We start from the raw sequence: 15804 nt of genomic DNA, 5'->3' as shown, positions 1-15804 counted from the left end.
GCTCCCACCCCCCGGAGGAACGCCCGGTGAACGAGACCGCCGCCGCCCGGCCTTCGCCGTTCGCGCGCGTGATGGCCGTGCTCCAGCGGCTGGGCCGCTCCCTGATGCTGCCCATCGCCGCCTTGCCCGCGGCCGCCCTGCTGCTGCGCTTCGGCCAGCCCGACATGCTCGGCTCCAACGGCGGCGAGCCGGGCGGGCTGGCCGACGTGGCGGGCTTCGCCTGGATGAACCAGGTCGCCGAAGTGCTGGCCGCGGCCGGTGCGGCACTGCTGGAGAACCTGCCGCTGCTGTTCGCCGTGGGCGTGGCGATCGGCTTCGCCCGCAAGTCCGACGGCAGCACCGCGCTCGCCGCCGTGGTCGGCTACCTGGTCTTCGACCGCGTCTCCAAGGTCATGTTCTTCGGCTCCGGCATCAGGGACACCATTCTGATCAGGGAGGTCCAGGAGCAGGGCGTCAAGGAGATCATCGACTACGGCCTGCAGAACCCCACCAAGGTGCTCGGCGGCATCGTGATCGGGCTGGTCACCGCTCTGCTGTGGCAGCGCTTCCACCGCATCAAGCTGCCGGCCTGGCTGGCGTTCTTCGGCGGGCGCAGGTTCGTGCCGATCATCACCTCCATCGTGGCGCTGCTCATCGGCGTGCTCTTCGGCTGGCTCTGGCCGGTGATCGGCGAGTGGATCCGGCACGCGGGCGAGGCCCTGACCGCGATCGGGCCGATCGGCACCGGCATCTACGGCGTGATCAACCGGCTGCTGATCCCACTGGGCCTGCACCACTTCGTCAACTCGGTCGTCTGGTACGTGGTGCCGCAGTGCGACGTCGGCGGCCAGGTGCTCGGCGGCGACTGGAACTGCTATTTCGGCGGCGCCCCGCACTCCGGCCAGTTCATGGCCGGGTTCTTCCCGATCATGATGTTCGCCCTGCCCGCCGCCGCCCTGGCCATGTGGCGGGCGGCTCCCGCGCACCGGCGCGCCACGGTGGGCGGCATCATGCTGTCGGCGGGGCTGGCGTCGTTCGTCACGGGCATCACCGAGCCGATCGAGTTCGCCTTCATCTTCGTGGCGCCGCTGCTGTTCGCGGTGCACGCGCTGCTGACCGGCCTGGCCATGGCGCTGACCACGCTGATCGGCGGTCAACTCGGGTTCGGCTTCTCGGCGGGGCTGCTCGACCTGCTGCTGAACGCCAGCAAGTCGAACACCGAGAACCTGCCCGGGATCCTGCTGCTGGGCGCGATCTACGGCGTCGTCTATTACGTCGCGTTCACGTTCCTCATCCGCAGGCTCAACATCATGACACCGGGCCGCGAACCCGAGCCCGACCTCGACTCGGGCGAGACCTAGCCCGGCTACCCCCTGCGGCCGGACGGCCTGGCTTCCCACCCTGCGGCCGGACCGGCCCGGTTTCCCGTCCTGCGGGCGAACGGCCCGGTTACCCTGCGGGCGGCCGTGGTAGGAACCCACCAGTCCCCCGCGAACGGGGGGTGAGCACAGCCATGGGCGCGGCCTGGTCAGCGGCTTTCGCGGTGCTGCAGCGTATCGGCCGCTCGCTCATGATGCCCATCGCCGTCCTGCCCGCCGCGGGCCTGCTCTTCCGCTTCGGCCAGGACGATCTCCTGGGCGCGAACGGCCTCGGCGGCGTGCTGCCCTGGCTCCTCCCGGTGGCGGCGGTGCTGGCGGCCGCCGGCGGCGCCCTCTTCGAGAACCTGCCCCTCCTGTTCGCCATCGGCGTGGCGATCGGCTTCGCCCGCAGGTCCGACGGCTCCACCGCCCTGGCCGCCCTGGTCGGCTACCTGGTCTTCGACCGGGTCACCAAGACGTTGTTCTTCAGCGCGGGCGAAGGGGCGGTCTACGAGAAGGTCCTGCTCGTCCTCCAGAACGGCACCCGCGCGCTCAACGTGGGCGCCCAGAACCCGACAGGCGTCCTGGGCGGCATCGTCATCGGCCTCACGACCGCCGCGCTGTGGCAGCGCTGCCACCGGGTCAAGCTGCCCGCGTGGCTGGCCTTCTTCGGCGGCCGCCGCTCGGTGCCCATCGTCACCGCCGTCGCGGCCCTCCTGCTGGGCGTGGTCTTCGGCCTGCTGTGGCGGCCCGTCGGCGACTGGCTGGCCGACGCGGGCGACTGGCTGTCCGCCCACGGCACCGTCGGCACCGGCATCTACGGCGTCGCCAACCGCCTGCTCATTCCCGTGGGCCTGCACCACTTCCTCAACACCATCGTCTGGTTCACCCTCCCCGAATGCCACGCGGGCGTGCGCGGCGCGACACGGGACACCGCCGGCGACCTGAACTGCTATTTCGCCGGGGAGCAAGGCGCGGGCATCTTCATGACCGGCTTCTTTCCCGTCATGATGTTCGGCCTGCTGGGCGCGGCCATCGCGATGTGGCGCGCCGCGCCGCGCGGCCGCCGCTCGACGGTCGGGGGCATCATGCTGTCGGCCGGCCTGACGTCCTTCATCACCGGCATAACCGAGCCCCTGGAATTCGCCTTCATCTTCGTGGCCCCGGTGCTGTTCGCCGTGCACGCGGTTCTGACCGGCCTGTCGATGGCGCTGATGGCCGAACTGGGCGCGCGCCTGGGCTTCACGTTCTCGGGCGGCGCCATCGACCTGCTCCTGAACGCCAGCAAGTCGAACACGCACGGCCTGGGATTGGTCATTGGCTTCGGGCTCGCGTACTTCGTCCTCTATTACGCAGTCTTCGCCATCCTTATCCGCTGGTTGAACCTGCCCACCCCCGGCCGCGAGCCGGCCGAGGTAACGGACGACTCATAGCGTCAGGGACACTCGCCCGAAACCGCCGAGGGGGGATCCAACTCGCAATAACATTCCACGCCGGAACGGACAAAGCCCGGCCCGAAGTAGGAAAGCTGGCGGCCTTCGTATATTCCGGCAGGGCCGAAAACTCCTGTAAGCGTTTCTTTCTCCGCCCAGCAATTGGAGGACGCGTGTCGGCAGCACCTCACATCGGCCTCACCCCCGCCTCTGAGCCGCCCTACGGCCACGAACGGCAGCCGGCGGACAAGCCGGTGGTCCACGGCTCCCTGGCCCTGGACGCACTGATCTGGGGACCTCCAGGCGCCATCCCGGACGAGCGCAAGCTGCGCCACCTCGGGCAGGCCCTGGCCGAGGTCCTCGCGGGCCGGCGCGCCCCCGAGACCATAGCCGACCGGCTCACGGACCGGGCCTACCGCGAACTGCTCCGGGCCGGGCAGATGATCAAGACGAGCCGCACCCCGTTCGCCGGGAGCATGCACGTGAAGGAGCCGCGGGACGGCGCGATCGAGATGTGCGTGCTCGTGCACTGCGGCGAACGCAACCGCGTCCTGGCCGTACGCCTCGAACGCCGCGGCGTCCAATGGCTGTGCACGGACTTCGAGACCGCGTGACGCGATGAAGACCCCCGCGTTCCCGTGGGGGTCTTCATCGGCCGTCTGTCAGGCGGCGTTCTTCGGGTCGCCGTGGCAGCGCTTGTACTTCTTGCCCGACCCGCACGGGCAGGGCGCGTTGCGCTCCACGTTGCCGTATGCGGCCCGCTCCGCCGAAGTGGTGCGCACCTTGGTGTGCTCCACCCCGCCCTGCTCGCCGGGCGCGGTGTATTCGAGCTCGGCCGGCCGCTCAGGCCCGCGCAGGCCGCGGGCGATGATCGACCGGGTCTCCGCGATGGCCGCGTCCTCTTCCTCCACGATCGGGTTTTCCTGCACCTCGACCTCGAGGTTGAACAGGAAGCCCACGGAGTCCTCCTTGATGCCCTCCAGCATCGCGGCGAACATCTCGTAGCCCTCGCGGGCGTATTCGATCTTGGGGTCCTTCTGCGCGTAGGCCCGCATGCCGATGCCCTCGCGCAGGTAGTCCATCTCGTAGAGATGCTCGCGCCACTTGCGGTCGAGGACGGACAGGATGACCCGGCGCTCGAGGTCGCGCATGGTGTCCGGGCCGAACTCCGCCTCGCGCCGGTCGTAAGCCTCCAGCGCGTCCTTCTTGACCTTCTCGCTGATGAGCTCCGCGGTCAGCTCCTCGCGGCCGCCGCCCTCCTCGACGACGTCCTCGATCCGGACCGTGACCGGGTAGAGCTCGCCGAACGCCTTCCACAGCTTGTCGAGGTCCCACTCCTCGGCGAAGCCCTCGGACGTGGCGCCCTGGACGTAGCCCTCGATCACTTCGCCCACGAAGCCGCGAACCTGCTCGTGCAGGTCGGCGCCCTCCAGCACGCGGCGGCGCTCGGCGTAGATGACCTTGCGCTGGCGGTCCATCACCTCGTCGTACTTCAGAACGTCCTTGCGGATCTCGAAGTTCTGCTGCTCGACCTGGTGCTGGGCGGAGGCGATGGCCTTGGAGACGATGCCGGACTCGATCGGCTGGTCGTCCGGGATGTTGAGCCTGGTCATGATCATCTCGACCCTGGCCGAGTTGAACAGACGCATCAGGTCGTCGCCGAGCGACAGGTAGAAGCGCGACTCGCCGGGGTCGCCCTGGCGGCCGGAGCGGCCGCGCAGCTGGTTGTCGATGCGGCGCGACTCGTGGCGCTCGGTGCCGAGGACGTAGAGGCCGCCCAGCTGGGTGACCTCGTCGTGCTCGGCCTTGACCGCGGCTCTGGCCTTCTCCAGCGCCTCCGGGTAGGCCTTGTCGTATTCCTCCGGCGTCTCGACCGGGTCCAGCCCGCGCTGGCGCAGCTCCTGGTCGGCGCGGAACTCGGAGTTGCCGCCGAGCATGATGTCGGTGCCTCGACCGGCCATGTTGGTGGCGACGGTGACGGCGCCCTTGCGGCCCGCCTCGGCGATGATCGACGCTTCACGCGCGTGGTTCTTCGCGTTGAGCACCTCGTGCGGCACGCCGCGCCGCTTGAGCGCCTTGGACAGCCGCTCGGACTTCTCCACCGAGGTCGTGCCGACGAGCACCGGCTGACCGGCCTCGTAACGCTGCTTGATGTCCTCGACCACCGCGTTGAACTTGGCGTCCTCGGTCTTGTAGACCACGTCCGGCTGGTCCTTGCGGATCATCGGCCGGTTGGTCGGGATGGGCACCACGCCCAGTTTGTACGTCTGGTGGAACTCGTTGGCCTCGGTGGTGGCCGTACCGGTCATGCCGGACAGCTTCTCGTAGAGGCGGAAGTAGTTTTGCAGGGTGACCGTGGCGAGCGTCTGGTTCTCGTCCTTGACCTTCACACCCTCTTTGGCCTCGATGGCCTGGTGCATGCCCTCGTTGTAGCGGCGCCCGTGCAGGATGCGGCCGGTGAACTCGTCGACGATCAGGACCTCGCCGTCGGAGACGATGTAGTCCTTGTCCTTCTTGAACAGCTCCTTGGCCTTGAGCGCGTTGTTCAGGAAGCCCACCAGGTGGGTGTGCTCGGACTCGTAGAGGTTGTCGATGCCGAGCCAGTCCTCGACCTTCTCGACACCGGCCTCCAGGATGCCGACCGTGCGCTTCTTCTCGTCGACGATGTAGTCGCCGGTGCTCTCCTCGCCGGGGTTCTTCGCCTCGACGCCCTTGCGCAGGCGGGGCACGATCTTGGCGAACTCCTGGTACCACTTGCCGGACTGCTCGCCCGGGCCGGAGATGATCAGCGGCGTCCTGGCCTCGTCGATCAGGATCGAGTCGACCTCGTCGACGACCGCGAAGTAGTGGCCGCGCTGCACGCACTCCTCGAGCGACCAGGCCATGTTGTCGCGCAGGTAGTCGAAGCCGAACTCGTTGTTGGTGCCGTAGGTGATGTCGGCTTCGTACTGCTTGCGGCGCTCGTCGGGCTGCTGGCCGGAGATGATGCAACCGACCTGGAGGCCGAGGAAGCGGTGGATGCGCCCCATGTTCTCGGCGTCGCGCTTGGCCAGGTAGTCGTTGACCGTGATGACATGGACGCCCTTGCCCGACAGCGCGTTGAGATAGGCCGGCAGGGTGCAGGTCAGCGTCTTGCCCTCACCGGTCTTCATCTCGGAGATGTTGCCCAGGTGGAGGTTGGCGCCGCCCATGATCTGCACGTCGTAGGGCCGCTGGCCGAGCACGCGGCGGGACGCCTCGCGCACGGTCGCGAACGCTTCGGGAAGCAGATCGTCCAGGCTTTCGCCGTCCGCATGGCGCTGCTTGAACTCGTCCGTCAGCGCACGCAACTCCGCGTCGGACAGGCTCTTGAAGTCGTCCTCGATGGAGTTGACCTGGTCTGCGATCCGCTTGAGCTTGCGCAGGATCTTGCCTTCGCCGGCACGTAGGATCTTGTCGAGAATGGCTGCCACTTTATGTAAAGCTCCTCGCAGGTCTACCCCGGCGGCGCCGCCAGGAGGAGAGGCCGAGACAAACTTCCCCGTTGCCATCGTAGGCGGTTCAGCAACCAGACACAGCCACCGCGACGGCGAGGCCGCAGGACGCGTCTGGGAGAATGGGGGCAAGGCAGAGGGTATGCCGGTTGAGCGCCGGCTCGCAGCAATAGCGCGGTATCCGGCAAAGGAAGGATTTGTCATGGTTGAGGGGAAGAAGTCGGAGCATACGGAGAATCTCGGCAGTCACGGCGGGCGTGCGTCATCGTGGCTGGCAGTGACGGTCATGGTGGCCGGATTCACCGTGGCCGGCTTCGGGATGACCGCCGCTAGCTGGACGCTCATCTGGATCGGCGCCGGGGTGTTCGTCGTGGGCGGCATCCTCGCCCTCGTCTTCGATATCTATTCGGACGTGGTCATCGACGCGCCCCGCGTGGGCATGCGCGCCGAGGATCATCGCTGAGGCAGGCTTCACCAGGCGGGCACCCGACCCCATGGGCTGCCCGCCTTCTCCATTCCCACCGCACCGCTCGCCAGGCACACCGTCCGTCGCCACGCCAGGCACACCGTCCGTCGCCATGCCCGCCCATCGCCGGACCCTCCGGCACCGCCACGCCCGTCGTCGCCACGCCCGTCCGTCGCCGGGCCCGTCCGTCGCCGGGCCCTCCGGCACCGGGCCCTCCGGCACTGCCTGCCCCGAGACTCATGGGCAGTGGCCACACCCAGCACCGCGTCTGTCATCCACCGCCTGCCTGTGCCTCGTCGCCGCTTCGGCGCGGCCGAGCGCTCGACAGCGTCGGCCGATCATGTCCGCCGGCCGTGCGGAAGCGTGAATGCCAGGCGCCTTGTCCTGGCTCAGCGGAGCGTCGCACCGCAGCCGACGCGGTGACAGAGCGAGCAACGCGCGGCAGAGCGAGCGACGAGGCGGGCAGAGCAAGCGACGCAGTGGGCAGAGCAAGCGACGCGACGGGCAGGGGACGCATGTGGGCAGGCGGTCTCGGCGTTTTGTCGGTGCCCATCGCTAGATTGCTCCCCATGCACAGCCGTACGGACATGCTCCCATGACCGATTCGATCGACCTGACGGCCGACGAGGCACGCCGGATCATCCTGCGTTCGCAAGGCCTGATCGGCGCCGACGCACGCAAGGGCGGGGCGCACGCCATGCTGCGCAGGCTGGGCGCCGTGCAGCTCGACACGATCTCGGTCCTGGCCCGCTCCCACGAACTGGTCGCCTACGCCCGCCTGGGCGCGGTGGGCAGGACCACGGTCGAGCGCGCCTACTGGCACAATCCCGCCCAGAGCTTCGAATACTGGTGCCACGCCGCCTGCATCCTGCCCATCGAGCACTGGCCGCTCTACGCGTTCAGGCGCCGGGCGTTCCGCGAAAGGCGCTACCGCTGGCACGAGGTCCCTGACGGCGTGGAAAAGCTCCTGGAGCAGGCGCGCGAGTCGGGGCCGCTGACGACCACCGACGTGGGCGGCGCCAAGAACGGCGGCCCATGGTGGGACTGGTCGGATTCCAAGATCGGCCTGGAGTGGCTCCTGGACATCGGCGAGCTCGTCTGCACCCGCCGCGTCGGCTGGCGCCGCGTCTACGACCTGGCCGAGCGCGTGGTCCCCGCCGGCCTGCTGGCCGACGACCTGTCCGACGAGGAGTGCATCGTACGGCTGGCCGGCATCGCCGGTCGCTCACTGGGCGTGGCCAACAGGACCGACCTGATCGACTTCCTGCGCCTCAAAAACCGCTACGCGGCGATACTCGACGAGGCCCTGCTCAGCGGCGCGGCGGGCCTGGCGCCAGTGACCGTCACGGGCTGGCCGGGCAAGAAGGGGCAGGCCAACGCCTGGGCGGATCCGGCGGCCCTGGAGTCCGAGCCGCGCGGCCGCCACCGCACGACGCTGGTGTCGCCGTTCGACTCGCTCATCTGGCACCGCGGCCGCACCGAGCGGGTCTTCGGGTTCCGCTACACGCTGGAGCTCTACGTCCCCAAGCACAAGCGGGTCCACGGCTACTTCACGATGCCGGTGCTGGCCGGCGGCCGTCTGATCGGCCGCGTCGACCCGGCCCGCGAAGGGTCCACGCTGGTGGCCAGGCAGCTCAGCCTGGAGCCGGGGCTCTCGGCCGCCAAGTGGGCCGACGCCTTACGGGACGCCCTGTGGTCGGCGGCCGAGTGGGTGGGCTGCGACGCCGTACGCGTCGAACGCGCCGACCCACCGGAGCTCGTGCCGATCCTGACCATGGCCAATGCGGTGAAGTGAGCACTCTCCGGCACGCGCGCCGGCGGCACACACCCTCGCCGCTACGTGATCTCCAGCATGCGCTCCCGCACCGCGTACACCACCGCTTCCATCCGCGAGTGCAGCTGCAGCTTGTCGAGGATGTTGCGGACGTGGTTTTTCACGGTGTTCTCGGAGATGAACAGCTGCTTGGCGATCTCGCGGTTGTTCATGCCCTTGGCCACCAGCCGCAGGACCTCCATCTCGCGTTCGGTCAGCCGGGGCACGGGGAGCTGCGGCGGGCGTTCGGCCTCTTTGCGGCTCATGTTGGCGAACTCGCTGATGAGCTTGGCCGCCATGGCCGGGTTGATTAACGACTGGCCCTCGTGCACGCCGCGCACCGCCGCCGGGACGTCGTTGATCTGGACGTCCTTGAGCAGGTAGCCGGTGGCTCCCGCCTTGATGGCCTCGAAGAGGTCTTCCTCTTCGTCGCTCACCGTCAGCATGATGATGCGGGTGCTCGGAACGGAGGCCTTGATGCCCTTCGTCGCCTCGATCCCGTCCTGCCGCGGCATGCGCACGTCCATGAGGGCGACGTCGGGCATGAGGCGATCGGCGAGTTCGACCGCCTCCTGCCCGTCGCTCGCCTCACCGACCACCTCGATGTCGGGCTCAGCCGCCAGCGCCAGCGCCAGGCTCCGCCTGATCAGCTCGTGATCGTCAACGATCAGTACGCGGATCGGCTCGCTCGATGACGTGCGAGCCTCGCCAGAGTCGCTCACGAGGCCTCCTTGATCCGCCTCGCGGCTGCCTTTCCCTCGCTTCGCTCGCCCGTCTGAACCTGACTGAGCTCGCTCACGTCTCCTCCTCGTCGGGGGGCCAGAGCCGTTGAACCGCAATGATGGCACGTATGCCGCGGTTCTCGGGTGGTCGAGAAGATCTTTTAGCGCACGATCAGGGCTCTACGAGCCGCAACACGCCGTAGTTGTAGCCGCGTCTGTTGTAGACGACGCTCGGCTGGCCGCTCTCCTTGTCACGGAACAGGTAGAAATCGTGTCCGACCAGCTCCATCTCGAGCAGGGCCTGGTCGATGGTCATGGGTTCGGCTCTGTGGAACTTCTCCCGCACGATGAGCGGCCCTTCGCCGTCCATCTCGATCGGGACGATGTCGTCGTAGAGCTTGTCGCTCCGTAGCAGCTCGTCCTCGTCGGGCTCGACCTGCTCAGGGGCAGTGCGTTCGGTTCGGGGCGCCAGGTCGGCGACGTCAGGAATCGTCGCGGTGATCTCTGCCACCGAGGGCGGGCAGTGGTTGCCGTGATGAACCTTGCGCCGGTCGGCCAGCCGCCTGAGACGGCCTTCCAGCTTGTCGAGGGCGATGTCGAGGGCTGTGAATCGGTCGTCGGCCGAGGCCTCGGCCCGGATGGCCGGTCCTCGCGAGTGAATGGTGAGCTCGACGCGCTCGCGCTGATCAGCGAGGCGCGGATTGCGCTCTTTCGACACCTCCACATCAACCCGGATGAGTTTGTTGTCCAGACGTTCGATCCTGGCCAGCTTGGTCGTCACGTGGTCGCGGAACCGATCACTCACTCCTGTGTGCCGGCCCTTGACGATGATGTCCATGCAACAGCCCCCCTTCCGTCTAACGACTGAGCAAGAGCGCCCGACGAGGTGCATGTCGGACGGGGTCTTCTGTCTGCCTTTCTGCCACCGTTGCCCTCTTCCGACTCCTGGTCACCGGGAACTCGCATGGCACCCGCCCGGCCGACCTGGTCTTCGACCCCACATCCGCCTGCTGAGGGTTTCGCAGCTCTGTCACCACTACTGCCCTTCTCTCCTGACGAGGGGCATCTGACCCCTCGGGAAGGCAGGACTTACCCCTAAGCCGCACCGTGATCGGTCGACAAAGAGTCGCCTTACGTGGACCGTTTTGCCTGCGGCTGGCATCGGCTAGCAGAGCCGGGAACCCCGACCCTGCGCAACCACGGACCCGAACGGGTGCCATGTCAGAACGCTATCCGTATCCAGCACGAATGTCAGCCGGGGGATCGGCCAAAGGATCACTTTCCGTTATTTTCCCAAAGCCCGAGAGCGCCGCTTGATGCCCTATTTAACCGATCGGCAACCCCTATGAGCGCGGCGCTTCCGCACACTGAGCTGCCCCGCCGCCTTCCTGAGGCAAGTGACATGTGGCCTTCAGGTGAGGGTTCTGCTTTGGATCTTTCTTTACGGATTGTCACCGTAATGCTTTTCAAGATCTTCGGCGTGTCGCGGCGAGGGTCACCGCCAGCGGCACGCGCACCCCTGCCGACCGCAGTGCCCTCGACGCCTCCACCAGGGTGGCGCCGGTCGTCACGATGTCGTCCACAAGGAGCACACAGGCCACTGGAGGCCCTTTCGCGGCTCCTCCCACCCGGAGTGACCCGGCGAGATTGGCGGCCCTCTCAGCGGAGTTGAGGCCCGCCTGGTCCGCCACCCTCCGCGCCTGGCTCAGCGCCGCCCAAGGCTCGGCCGCCAGGCCGTATGCCCGCAGCCGCCCCGCCACCAGTCCCGCCAGCCGCCCCACCGGGTCGTGCCCTCTGGCGCTCACGCTGCCCCGTCTGCTGGGCACGGGCACGACGGCGAACCTCCCGCCCGCCCAGAGCGCCCCGGTGCCGCCGATGGCCATGACGGCGGTGAACACCAGGGCCTCTGCCAGCACGCCCGCCAGCGCCACCGCGCCCCGCTCCTTGTAGGCCACGATCGCCTTGCGCACCGCCCCTTCGTACGTGCTCGCCGACCAGCAGTCGGGCGTGCCGGGCAGCCGGGGCCGGGGCAGGCGCCTGGCCGGGTGCGCGGTCAGCTCGGCCAGGCAGCGCCCGCAATAACGCGCGCCCTTGGCGCGGCAGCCCGCGCAGGTCTGCGGAAGGACCAGGTCGAGTACGGCGCTCAGCACGCGGATCAGGATGCCGCCCGCCACCGACAATTCCCCGCCCGGCCGGCGCCGTCCGCCGCGACGGCGCCGATCGGCTCCTCAGAGGCTGGAGCACGGCCGAGGTGTCAGCCCAGCGAAAAGATCGGGGTCTCGGCATCGGGAGAGATCTTGGTGGTCCAGCTCTGATCCGGGCCGAGCTCCACGATCTCGGTGCCGTCCCCCTTCTCGGCGTCCGCCGCGGCCAGGACGCGCTCGTTCAACGCCGCGACGGACTTGAGCGGAGCCTTCAGCGAAATCTCGCTGACCTCCCCGTCTCCGATGTCGATCTCGTTCAGTACCGGCCCCGCCTTGCTCTTGACCAGCATCAGCAGGCGCTCGTCATCCCGCCAGGCGACGTCCTGGATCTCGTCCCCCACCACGGTCGACGTCAGCAGCCGGAAGTTGCTCAGCATGAGCCCGCCCGCGTCCGTGACCGCGCCGAGCTGGACGGTGTTCTTGCCGGTCGTCACCACCACCCGCACCCCGTCCCTGGCGATCCGCAGCCTGGTGACGTCCAGCCCCTTCAGCCCGGGCGCGGCGACCCGCTCCGGCCCCCGCCCGCTGGCCGGGTCGTACCGGAGCACGACCCCGTTCTTGCGGTCGAACGTCCACAGCGAGCCGTCCCGATGCCACGACGGCGCCGTCAGGTCGTCGCCCTGGATGACCTCCTGCCACTGCCCCTCCTGCGTGAGGTGGGCCACGGAGATGCCGGTCGAGGTCACGGCGGCGATCATGGCGCCCTGGTTGGACATGGCGAACTCGGAGTAGCCGTCGCGGGGCTGGCCGGCCGGTCCCGGCACGGTGCCGCCCGGGCCCTCCGTGGTCATGTAGTGGACCGCGCCCTTGCTGACGTAGAAGGCGTTGTTGCCGCCGTTGTCCAGCCAGTCCGGGTCGAGGTCGGGTGGCTCATAGCTGGAGTACGGTTCCCCGTTCACCAGGACGTCGATGCTGCGGCCCTTGGCGACGTCGTTGTTGTTGAGGCTGTACCTGATCTGGGCGATGAGGGTGGCCTCGCGACCCAGATCCAAGGGGTCGAGCGACCCGGACAGGTTGATCACCACCCGTTCCTCGCTCGACCACCTGACCGACTCGATCTTGGTGCCGTGCGGGAAACTCGTGGTCGCCGCGCCCTGCAGGACCGCGCTCGGATCCTTGAGCAGGCGCTCCAGGATGAGCTGCGCGTAGCTCTCCGTCGGCTTCAGCCGCAGCCGCACGTTGTCCACGACGAGCCGGTCCTGAGTCCTGCCGTTGAGGTAGTAGAGCTTGGTCGCCCGGTACGCCCGATCCACGTCGGACCGGGTCAGCACGAGCCCGTCGGGCAGGCTCCTGACGCGGTAGCCGCCCCCTTGGGCCTTGACCAGCTCGAACGACCGCTCCCAGTTGCCGGACAGAGGGACGTACGTGTCGTCCTCGTCGATGCGGGCCACCTGCTTGGCCTCGAGTGTGATCTTCTGTACGGCCTCCGTGCCGCCCCGCGGCCCGAACTGCCAGGTCGGCGCGTCGTCGACCACCGTGACCGGTCCCGAGGGGGTCCAGTCGGCCAGGGCCTCGGGGGTCAGGTATCGGGGCAGGATCGTCGGGTCGTCGGCGTAGGCGGCCATCGCGGCCTGCAGGCCCTTGATGGTGTCCTCGGGCCCCCAATCGCGCTGGGGGTCGGTGGCGATCATGCGTTGGAACGGCTTGGTCAGCGGGTCCCCACCGCCGGCGTCGGGGACGGTGTACGGGCCGCTCACGGGGATCACGGTGCAGCCGGAGCCCGCGCAGACCACAGCGGCCGCGATCGCGACGACGGCCCCGATCCGCCTGGTCCTCGCCAAGGACGCGCGCAGGCTAGTCCTCGTCATGGAGCGCCCCGTCCCCGGTCGCGGGCAGCAGCACGGGCGTCATGGCCCCGCGCCACGTGCGCCGCATCTCGATCTCCGGCGGCACCAGCGACAGCGGCGAGCCCTTCAGGTCGGCCCCCGCCATCCTGGGCAGCGTCAGCCTGAACTGCGTGCCCTCGCCCGGCTGCCCCCACGCCTGCAGCCAGCCGCCGTGCAGCGTGGCGTCCTCGCGCGAGATCGCCAGCCCGAGCCCGGTGCCGCCGATGGTCCTGGCCCGCGACGGGTCGGCCCGCCAGAACCGGTCGAAGACCATGGTGTCCTCGCCCGGTTTCAGCCCGATCCCGTGGTCGCGTACGGCGACGGCCACGGCGTCCCGGTCGGCGCCCACGGTGACCACGATGTCCCTGCCTTCGCCGTGCTCGATGGCGTTGAACAGCAGGTTGCGCAGGATGCGCTCGACCCGGCGGTTGTCGATCTCGGCCATGCACGGCTCGTTGGGCAGCCGCAGCTCGAAGCGGGTCGCGTGGCGCTCGGCCAGCGCCTCGGAGTCCCCGATCGCCCGCAGCACCACGTCGCGCACGTCCACGGGGTCGAGGTCCAGCGTGGCGGCGCCGGCGTCGTAACGGCTGATCTCCAGCAGGTCGGCCAGCATCGACTCGAACCGCTCCAGCTGCGCCTGCATCAGCTCGGCGGAGCGGGCGGCCATCGGGTCGAAGTCCTCGCGGGCGTCGTAGAGCAGGTCGGCGGCCATCCGCACGGTCGTCAGCGGCGTGCGCAGCTCGTGGGAGACGTCCGAGACGAACTGCCGCTGGACCTGCGAGAGTTCCTCAAGCTGGTGGATCTTCAGCGCCAGGTTCGAAGCCATCTCATTGAACGAGTTCGCCAGGCGGGCCAGGTCGTCCTCGCCGCGTACCTTCAGCCGCTCGTCCAGCTTGCCGGACGCCAGCCGCTCCGCGGCCTGCCGCGCCAGCCGGACGGGCGTGACGACCTGCCGGGCGACCAGGTAGGCGATGGCGGCCAGCAGCAGGACGAGCCCGAGGCCCACCACGACGATGGCGAGCCTGACATTGGACAGCAGCTCCTCTTCACCGTCGAGCGGGAAGAAGTGGTAGACCTCGTAGTTCTGGCCGGTGGACGACTGGTGGACCACGCCACCGACCACATACGTCAGCACGGGCTGGCTCTGGCCGGCGAGCGTGACGCGTTCGATGGCGACGATGGTCTTGTCGTACTCGCCCTTTTCCACCTTGCGCTTCAGGGCGGTCCTGAGGCTGTGCGGCACGTCGGCGGGCACGAGAGTGCCGGAGGCCCGCGACTGGCCGGGGCTGCCCACGTCGAGGATGAGCACGTCGTAGCGCTTCTTGGAGCCGTCCTCGCCCGAGCCGGTGACGGTGTCCATGACGTCGTCGAGCGGGTTGCTCGAGACGTTGCCGCCTTCGGCGGGCACGGTCGGGTCGTCGGTCTCGGGGGTCAGCGCGTCGGCGATCTGCAGGCGGTCGGCGCGCGCCTCGCTGACGGAGGAGCGCTGGCTGCTCTCGATGACGGACTTGTTGATCTGCGTGGACAGGAACGTCCCCAGCACCACCACGACGATGACGGAGATCACCAGCGTGCTGGTGACCACCTGGAGCTGCAGCGAGCGCCGCCAGACGCTGCGCACCCTGCCCGCCGCACGACGCACCCGCCGACGGACTCCACCGAGTATTTGGCGGAATGTCCGTCGGCGTGATCTCTTCTTCTTCGTCGGGGGCATGGCAGAGCGGGGTGACGGTTAAGCGGGGCCGGCTTTATAGCCTACGCCGCGGACCGTCACCACGATCTCCGGATGCTCCGGATCCTTTTCGATCTTCGCCCTGAGCCGCTGGACGTGCACGTTGACCAGTCGCGTGTCGGCCGCGTGCCGGTAGCCCCAGACCTGCTCGAGCAGAACCTCGCGGGTGAACACCTGGCGCGGCTTGCGGGCCAGCGCGACGAGCAGGTCGAACTCGAGCGGCGTGAGGTTGATGGTCTCCTCGCCCCGCTTGACCGAGTGCCCGGCCACGTCGATGGTGATGTCGCCGATCTGCAGGATCTCGGGAGTCGGCTCGTCGGTACGGCGCAGCCGCGCCCGCACCCGGGCGACGAGTTCCTTCGGTTTGAACGGCTTGACGATGTAGTCGTCAGCGCCGGACTCCAGCCCCAGAACGACGTCGATCGTGTCGCTCTTGGCGGTGAGCATGACGATGGGAACCCCCGACTCCGCCCTGATCCTGCGCGCCACGTCGATGCCGTCCGCCCCCGGCAGCATCAGATCGAGCAGCACCAGGTCCGGGCGTGTATCCCGGAACGCGTCGAGGGCCTTGTCCCCGTCGGAGACAAAGGACGGTTCGAACCCCTCGCCCCGCAGCACGATCCCCAGCATCTCGGCGAGAGCGGCATCGTCGTCGACGACCAGCACGCGACCTTTCATGGCCCCTCATTCGTTCTACGCATTGTGGGACATACCCGCACGATCGCTGAAGGTTACCCTTGGTGGGCCCATGAGTGGGACCTGAGTCCTGCAAAAGGCGAATTTGGGTCCGCCCCCGCG

The 15804-nt window shown here is 68.7% G+C and carries 12 protein-coding genes; 5 read left to right on the top strand and 7 right to left on the bottom strand.

Going from position 1 to position 15804, the window contains the following annotated elements; genetic code table 11:
• Nucleotides 1-26 precede the first annotated feature (26 nt).
• The 3 genes from ACTMTI_RS02105 to ACTMTI_RS02095 all read left to right on the top strand — a co-directional run bounded on the left by ACTMTI_RS02105 (nt 27) and on the right by ACTMTI_RS02095 (nt 3384).
• Nucleotides 27-1340, top strand: coding sequence for a PTS transporter subunit EIIC (locus ACTMTI_RS02105; RefSeq protein ID WP_441117850.1), 1314 nt, complete (start codon nt 27-29; stop codon nt 1338-1340).
• A 152-nt stretch (nt 1341-1492) separates the two neighbouring features.
• Nucleotides 1493-2770: a PTS transporter subunit EIIC gene (locus ACTMTI_RS02100; protein WP_441118142.1), complete on the top strand. Its 1278-nt coding sequence runs from the start codon at nt 1493-1495 to the stop codon at nt 2768-2770.
• Nucleotides 2771-2943: 173 nt separating this feature from the next.
• The gene (locus ACTMTI_RS02095; protein WP_441117849.1) at nt 2944-3384 is read left to right on the top strand and encodes an Rv3235 family protein; all 441 of its coding nucleotides are present in this window, start codon (nt 2944-2946) and stop codon (nt 3382-3384) included.
• A gap of 48 nt (nt 3385-3432) precedes the next feature.
• Here the strand turns inward: ACTMTI_RS02095 and secA are convergent, their stop codons facing one another.
• On the bottom strand, nt 3433-6222 hold the full coding sequence (gene secA, locus ACTMTI_RS02090; RefSeq protein WP_441117848.1) for a preprotein translocase subunit SecA: 2790 nt from the start codon (nt 6220-6222) through the stop codon (nt 3433-3435).
• A gap of 163 nt (nt 6223-6385) precedes the next feature.
• On the opposite strand from secA, the gene ACTMTI_RS02085 reads away from it, so the two are divergent.
• On the top strand, nt 6386-6706 hold the full coding sequence (locus ACTMTI_RS02085; RefSeq protein WP_441117847.1) for an HGxxPAAW family protein: 321 nt from the start codon (nt 6386-6388) through the stop codon (nt 6704-6706).
• A 598-nt stretch (nt 6707-7304) separates the two neighbouring features.
• Nucleotides 7305-8504, top strand: coding sequence for a winged helix-turn-helix domain-containing protein (locus tag ACTMTI_RS02080; protein ID WP_441117846.1), 1200 nt, complete (start codon nt 7305-7307; stop codon nt 8502-8504).
• Between the two features lie 41 nt (nt 8505-8545).
• Here the strand turns inward: ACTMTI_RS02080 and ACTMTI_RS02075 are convergent, their stop codons facing one another.
• The 6 genes from ACTMTI_RS02075 to mtrA form a co-directional block, all read right to left on the bottom strand.
• Nucleotides 8546-9244, bottom strand: a complete 699-nt coding sequence (locus ACTMTI_RS02075; protein WP_441117845.1) for a response regulator — start codon at nt 9242-9244, stop codon at nt 8546-8548.
• 172 nt (nt 9245-9416) lie between these two features.
• Nucleotides 9417-10082 (bottom strand): ribosome hibernation-promoting factor, HPF/YfiA family, encoded by a 666-nt coding sequence (gene hpf, locus ACTMTI_RS02070; RefSeq protein ID WP_441117844.1) that lies wholly within the window; start codon nt 10080-10082, stop codon nt 9417-9419.
• 628 nt (nt 10083-10710) lie between these two features.
• Nucleotides 10711-11418, bottom strand: a complete 708-nt coding sequence (locus ACTMTI_RS02065) for a ComF family protein (RefSeq protein WP_441117843.1) — start codon at nt 11416-11418, stop codon at nt 10711-10713.
• Between the two features lie 80 nt (nt 11419-11498).
• A complete protein-coding gene (locus ACTMTI_RS02060) occupies nt 11499-13256 on the bottom strand; it encodes an LpqB family beta-propeller domain-containing protein (RefSeq protein ID WP_441117842.1) in 1758 nt (585 codons plus the stop codon).
• Nucleotides 13243-14988 carry an MtrAB system histidine kinase MtrB gene (gene mtrB / locus ACTMTI_RS02055; RefSeq protein ID WP_441117841.1) on the bottom strand — a complete coding sequence of 582 codons (1746 nt, stop codon included), beginning with the start codon at nt 14986-14988 and terminating at the stop codon, nt 13243-13245. The genes ACTMTI_RS02060 and mtrB overlap by 14 nt, the downstream gene beginning before the upstream one ends.
• A gap of 18 nt (nt 14989-15006) precedes the next feature.
• The gene (gene mtrA, locus ACTMTI_RS02050) at nt 15007-15684 is read right to left on the bottom strand and encodes an MtrAB system response regulator MtrA (protein ID WP_043620615.1); all 678 of its coding nucleotides are present in this window, start codon (nt 15682-15684) and stop codon (nt 15007-15009) included.
• Between the last annotated feature and the right edge of the window lie 120 nt (nt 15685-15804).

Source organism: Nonomuraea sp. H19, assembly GCF_052068215.1.
GTDB lineage: Bacteria > Actinomycetota > Actinomycetes > Streptosporangiales > Streptosporangiaceae > Nonomuraea.
Note: the sequence above shows the minus strand (reverse complement) of the source record. Positions and strands in the feature narration are given on the sequence as shown.